The sequence below is a fragment of the Paenibacillus sp. 01T422 genome, from assembly GCF_056398785.1.
Map to the genome: position 1 here is coordinate 1 of NZ_JBFTQB010001644.1, position 464 is coordinate 464.

Sequence of the window (464 nt, forward strand, 5' to 3'; positions counted from 1 at the left end):
GGGTGTATGTGAGCATTATTCGCAAGTTGGAGAATTTTCCAGATTTGATGACTTACACCAAGTATTTACGAGTGGATTTGCAGCTAGATAAGCTACAGGAGCTTTTTAAAAAGGAGCAGAACTATCTGCAATTCAAACTTGTAGATGCTAACAATCGGGTTGTTCTTGATTCGAACATCTCTTACATTGCGGAGGAAAATCTTCTACCCCCTATACCCAAAGAATACCTGGAATCGTCGAAAAGCAGCATGAATGGCAATTTCATTAGCAATTTGGGAACTGCCAGCTATCTTAGTGGGTGGAAATTAATTGGGATTCCAGAACAATCGCGATTTCAACAAAAGCAGAATGCGGTAATAAAATTCGGCATTGTACTCACCTTGTGCAGCACAGTAATTCCGACGGTACTTATTTTTACGATTCTTCAATCCTACAATCTGAGAGTCAGACGGCTCTCCAAACAT

At 40.3% G+C, this 464-nt stretch carries 1 pseudogene; it reads left to right on the forward strand.

Going from position 1 to position 464, the window contains the following annotated elements:
• Positions 1 to 464: pseudogene (locus AC1DUA_RS40580) on the forward strand (hypothetical protein); the annotation flags it as partial.